7 protein-coding genes are annotated in these 5,213 nt (G+C 50.5%); 4 read left to right on the plus strand and 3 right to left on the minus strand.

From position 1 onward, the window contains the following. From ACR0P9_RS07230 to upp, 4 genes are all read left to right on the plus strand, one after another. A partial coding sequence (locus tag ACR0P9_RS07230) for a formate--tetrahydrofolate ligase (protein WP_432618732.1) occupies window positions 1-1,041 on the plus strand: 1,041 nt, incomplete at its 5' end. 22 nt (window positions 1,042-1,063) lie between these two features. Beyond that, window positions 1,064-1,495, plus strand: coding sequence for a tRNA (adenosine(37)-N6)-threonylcarbamoyltransferase complex ATPase subunit type 1 TsaE (tsaE, locus tag ACR0P9_RS07235; protein ID WP_432618734.1), 432 nt, complete (start codon window positions 1,064-1,066; stop codon window positions 1,493-1,495). After that, a complete protein-coding gene (tsaB, locus tag ACR0P9_RS07240) occupies window positions 1,492-2,229 on the plus strand; it encodes a tRNA (adenosine(37)-N6)-threonylcarbamoyltransferase complex dimerization subunit type 1 TsaB (protein ID WP_432618736.1) in 738 nt (245 codons plus the stop codon). The genes tsaE and tsaB overlap by 4 nt, the downstream gene beginning before the upstream one ends. Before the next feature lie 6 nt (window positions 2,230-2,235). After that, a complete protein-coding gene (gene upp, locus ACR0P9_RS07245; protein ID WP_432618738.1) occupies window positions 2,236-2,865 on the plus strand; it encodes a uracil phosphoribosyltransferase in 630 nt (209 codons plus the stop codon). Between the two features lie 65 nt (window positions 2,866-2,930). On the opposite strand, the gene ACR0P9_RS07250 is transcribed toward upp, so the two are convergent. The 3 genes from ACR0P9_RS07250 to ACR0P9_RS07260 all read right to left on the minus strand — a co-directional run. Further along, the gene (locus tag ACR0P9_RS07250) at window positions 2,931-3,695 is read right to left on the minus strand and encodes a helix-turn-helix transcriptional regulator (protein WP_432618740.1); all 765 of its coding nucleotides are present in this window, start codon (window positions 3,693-3,695) and stop codon (window positions 2,931-2,933) included. Window positions 3,696-3,823: 128 nt separating this feature from the next. Continuing rightward, entirely contained in the window at window positions 3,824-4,690 is an 867-nt protein-coding gene (locus tag ACR0P9_RS07255) for a hypothetical protein (RefSeq protein ID WP_432618742.1), read from the minus strand. 15 nt (window positions 4,691-4,705) lie between these two features. Continuing rightward, window positions 4,706-5,213 (minus strand): hypothetical protein (locus tag ACR0P9_RS07260; RefSeq protein ID WP_432618744.1); only part of this gene is annotated, 508 nt, incomplete at its 5' end.

Here is a 5,213-nt window from a genome sequence, read left to right on the forward strand (position 1 = left end):
AGCCTGTCCGACTTGAAAAAGCGCTGCGGTGATATTCTGGTTGCTTATCGCTATGATGGCTCCCCGGTTTTCGCCCGTGATCTCAAGGTAGACGGCGCAATGTGTGCTCTGCTCAAGGATGCTATCAAGCCAAACCTCGTACAGACCTTGGACGGTTCTCCCTGTCTGATGCACGGCGGCCCGTTTGCGAACATTGCACACGGCTGCAATTCGATTGTTGCCACTCGTCTGGCTCTCAAGCTCGCAGACTACACCATTACCGAAGCAGGCTTCGGCGCTGATTTGGGCGCAGAGAAGTTCTTCGACATCAAGTGCCGCAAGGCTGGTTTCAAGCCGGATTGTGCCGTTATCGTTGCAACCATCCGCGCGCTGAAGTACAACGGCGGTGTGCCGAAGGATGAGCTCAATGCAGAAAACCTGAATGCGCTCAAGGCTGGCTGTGTCAACCTGCAAAAGCACATTGAAAACATCGGCAAGTTCCATGTTCCGGTTGTTGTTGCCATCAACCGCTTCCCAAGCGATACTGATGACGAGATCGAGTTCCTGCGCCATGTCTGTGAGGATATGGGTGCTCGTTATGCTTTGTCCGAAGTATTTACCAAGGGTGCAGAAGGCGGTTTAGAGCTGGCACAGATGGTTATGGAAGAAGCAGACAGCGGCAAATCGCAGTTCCAGATGCTGTATCCGGACGAGATGCCGCTCAAGGAAAAGATCGAGACCATTGCCAAGGAGATTTACGGTGCAGACGGCGTAACCTATTCCCCGGCTGCTGAGATGTCCCTCAAGGCGATTGAGAACCTTGGTTACGGCAACCTGCCAATCTGTATGGCAAAAACACAGTATTCTCTGACCGATGACCCGAAAAAGCTCGGCAGACCGACCGGATTTAACATCAACATCCGCACGGTTCGTGTCAGCGCCGGTGCAGGCTTTGTTGTCTGCGAGACCGGTAAGGTTATGACCATGCCGGGTCTGCCGCGCACCCCATCGGCATTCAACATTGATGTCGATGATGACGGCAAAATCACCGGTCTGTTCTAATTGTACAGGAAGTTTATCATTCATGATTCAAATGCAAACACACAACGTCACAGAGACCGAGCAGGCAGGCGGACAGTTGGCAAAACAGCTGTCTCCTGGCGCTGTGGTCGCTTTCACCGGTGATTTGGGTGCGGGAAAAACGGCATTTTGCCGCGGATTTCTACACGCACTCGGATACACCGGCCGCGTCACCAGTCCGACTTTTGCTATCGTCAACGAGTACGAGACGGATTTGTGCCGCGTCTGCCACTTTGATATGTATCGTATCTTAGATGAAGACGCGCTGTACGACATTGGCTGGGACGATTACTTCGACGGAGATACCATCCTGCTCGTCGAATGGAGTGAAAATGTCTTCGGTGCACTGCCGGAAGACTGCATCACCGTGGATATTCGCCGCGGCGATGCCGAGGATGACCGCATCATTACCATCAAAGGAGGCGCACTGCATTGAACATTTTAACGCTGGAATCTTCCTCTCTGTCCGCCTCCGTGTGCATCACGGAAGATACCAAACTTTTGGCGCAGTCCTTTCAAAACTGCGGCTTGACGCACAGCGCGACATTGCTGCCGATGATTGACCACATCATGACTTCTTCTCAGCTGACGCTGGCTGACATTGATGTGATCGCCTGCGTGACAGGCCCAGGTTCCTTCACCGGTGTCCGCATTGGTGTCTCGACGGCAAAGGGCATTGCAGATGCCAAAAATATTCCGTGTGTCGGCGTATCCAGCTTAGCCGGTGCCGCATGGAATGTTGCACCGCTCACGGATCGCCTAATTTGTCCCGTCATGGACGCACGGCGCGGACAATTATACAATGCGCTATTTGTCTATGAAGACGGCACGCTGCGCCGTCTCACGCCAGACCGCGCTATCGCCATGGAAGACCTAAAAAAAGAGCTGATTTCTCTCGGAAAATCCGTTCTGCTGGTTGGAGATGGCACGCAAATATGTTATAATAATTTTAGCCTTTCTGATGCATTGGATGTCACAATGGCTCCATCCGGTCTGATGTACCCCTGTGCTTGGGGTGCTGCGATGGAAGCCTATCATCTGGCAAAAGAAGGCAAGATGGTCTCTGCCGCCGCATTACTGCCGAGCTATCTCCGCCAGCCGCAGGCTGTGAGAGAACGGCTCGCACGCGAAGCAGAACAGGCCGCACAATCATCTATGAAAAAGGAGTAATGAATCATGGCACAGGTTCACGTTATGGATCATCCGCTTATCGTACACAAGCTGTCCCTCATGCGCGATAAGTACACCGGTTCTAAGGAATTCCGCGAGGCAGTAGAGGAAATCTCTTCCCTGCTGTGCTACGAAGCTACCCGCGATCTGCCGCTCAAGGAGGTCGAGATTGAGACCCCAATCGCGCACGCAAAAGTCCGATACATCTCCGGCAAGAAGCTGGCTGTTGTCTGCATCCTGCGCGCAGGTCTCGGCATGGTAGACGGTATTCTGGATCTGATTCCGAGCGCAAAGATCGGTCATATCGGTCTGTATCGCGATCCGGATACCTTACAGCCGGTAGAATACTACTGCAAGCTGCCGAATGACATCGAGAGCCGCGATGTTATCGTGGTTGACCCGATGCTGGCTACCGGCGGCACGGCAAACGCTGCTATTCAGTTCCTCAAGAATTACGGCGTAAAGAACATCAAGCTGCTGTCTATTCTGGCAGTTCCAGAATCCCTGTCTTCTATTCAGGAGCAGCATCCGGATGTTGAAATTTACTGCGCAGCAATCGATGAAAAGCTCAACGACAAGGGCTACATCGTTCCGGGCGTAGGCGACGCTGGCGACCGTCTGTTCGGCACCAAGTAATTTCGCACAAGCAAAAGACCGACGCAATTGCGTCGGTCTTTTTTTGTACCTAATGTTGCTCAAGCTCAATCGGAATATTCTCGTACCATTTTAAACAGCTGTGTTCGATTGCGTATGCTCAATTTTTTATAAATATTCAAAATATGCTTTTTCAGTGTATTGTTGGTAATGGTCAACTGACCGCAGATAATATCATTCGGCAATCCCTGCATGAGCAGCCCCAAAATGGTCGTCTCCCGCGCTGTCAGGCGGAATTTTTCCTCACATTCGTGAATGCTTAATTTCTCATGCTGTCTGACATGCTCTTGATAACACCTTGCCGTGCGCAGTGCCAGATGTTCTTTGACCATGTCCAGCAAAAAGACATCATCATAAACAAAATCCGGCTGCCCAGCTTTGCGATAAAAAGAAATCTTCCCCAGCACTTTCCCTTCAAATGCCGGTAAAATATGCACGCTGTGCTGAAAGCCTTCCTCTTTGGAAAACCGCCGAAAACACTCGGTCTTTTCCAGCTCATCCGCAGAAAAAACATCGCTCTCTCGATACACCATACTTTTTCCGCCCATCAGCAGTCCGCGGCTGAAATCTTTTTCCTGATAGGCATCCAAGTATTCCTGCGCCGTTGCTTCCGGATAGTTACAGCACACAGCATGTGTCAGCTTTGGCAGCTCTGTATCCGAGGAATAATAAAAGACCGCTCCATCAAAATCCATGAGCAGCCGCATCTGTTCTAAAAAATTCCGGCACATCTCATGGAAATCTGCGATTTGATGAATCTGATAGGTAATATTGTTGAAAATAACCCAGTCATTGGCTTCCTGAATATGCAAATTTTTCCGCCTCCAAACAAAAAAAGACGTCTTACGGAGTAATTCCGTAAAACGCCTTTGTTCTACTAATATAGTGTTATCTTACCATGTTGTGTCCCAACTGTCAAGCATGATTACCAGAAATTCTGTCACGAAGCTTCCGATACTTCTGTCTCTTCCGTCAAGGTTCCTGCAACAGCTTCATGCAGCCAAGCACTTGCCTTATCGGTAGCCAGCCAATTGATAAACACGGTTTCCGGATCGTTGGCATCTGCATCAGCGCGAACCGCTGCATAAACATCCTGCGTCAGCGTATAGTCGGCATCACTCGGCAGCTTGCCATCTACCGTCACAACCGTTGTTTGTTCCGGCTGTCCGTTTTGCATGAGTGTGCCATACGTCGTATAGCACAGGGTTCCCTGTGTATGCGGGCACGCCGCAGTAAGCGTATCTTCGCCTTGCTGCACGGTGACACCCGCACAATCCTGTCCGAAAATAGAGGCAAACAACTTGCGGCTATCTGCATTCTTTGCGGCAGCATAGCCCTTCCATGTATCCGATTGCAGCTCAAATGCCTGCAAAACCTCACTCTTTGTCAAAGCTATCGGTTCATCGGTTCCGCCCGCCAGAATAACCAGTGCATCGGTTCCGATTTTATGCAGGGTAATTCCCTGCTCTTTTAATCGCTGCTCCTGCTCTGCTGATGGCGCATAGCCGATGGCAGCATCTAAATCTCCGGCAAGCAGAGCATTCCATGCATCATCACTGGTCTGCATCGTCAAAACTTGACGTGCGGACTCTTCATAGGTCTCTCCGCAGGCAGCTGCTCGCGCCAAGCCCGCAGGCAGTTTTAATGCCGCACTGCATCCCAATGTGAAATCATTAGAAATCTTATCGACAACGGTCTCTTCTGTCTGTGTCGATTCTGCACTGCCCGTCGGTGTTTTCGCCGGAGCCGCACCGCATCCCGTCAGCACGGCACAGCACAGTGCTGCGGCAAGGAGTTGTTTTTTCATGCTATTTCCTCCTTCTTATACACCGGACAGCTGCGTCCGAACGACCCATTTGCCATGCGAATCAATGATTCCTGTCCATTCATTCTGTACAGCAGCAAAATATCCGCCGCCAACACTTTCAATGCTGTTATATCCCGCACGCAAAACCGTCTTTGCCTTGGTATTTCCGATTCCCTGCAATCCAGTTGTCGGATTGGCGATAGTAAAATAGCTGTCTGTCTGCGCGGATTCAGAATCCGATGCAACATAATCATAGGCACGCAGACCGCTGAGTGTCTCTTCTTCCAAATCAAAGATCTGATAGCCCTCTGGCATTGCACCGATCAGTTTATCGCTCTGTTCATAAAAAACAGCTTCGCCTTCCAGTTCTATGCTCTTGAGGTCGTCAAAAATGACAGTATGTCCCTCTGCATTGGTATATGCAAAATAGTTATCCGGAAGCGGAATAAGCTCCTGTCCCTTGACATCACTCGGCAGAACCATTTTTTTATTCTTCCAGCCCGTGCTGATAACCACGCAACTA

Source organism: Butyricicoccus sp. (assembly GCF_050872565.1).
In the GTDB taxonomy this organism is placed as follows: Bacteria; Bacillota; Clostridia; order Oscillospirales; family Butyricicoccaceae; genus Butyricicoccus_A.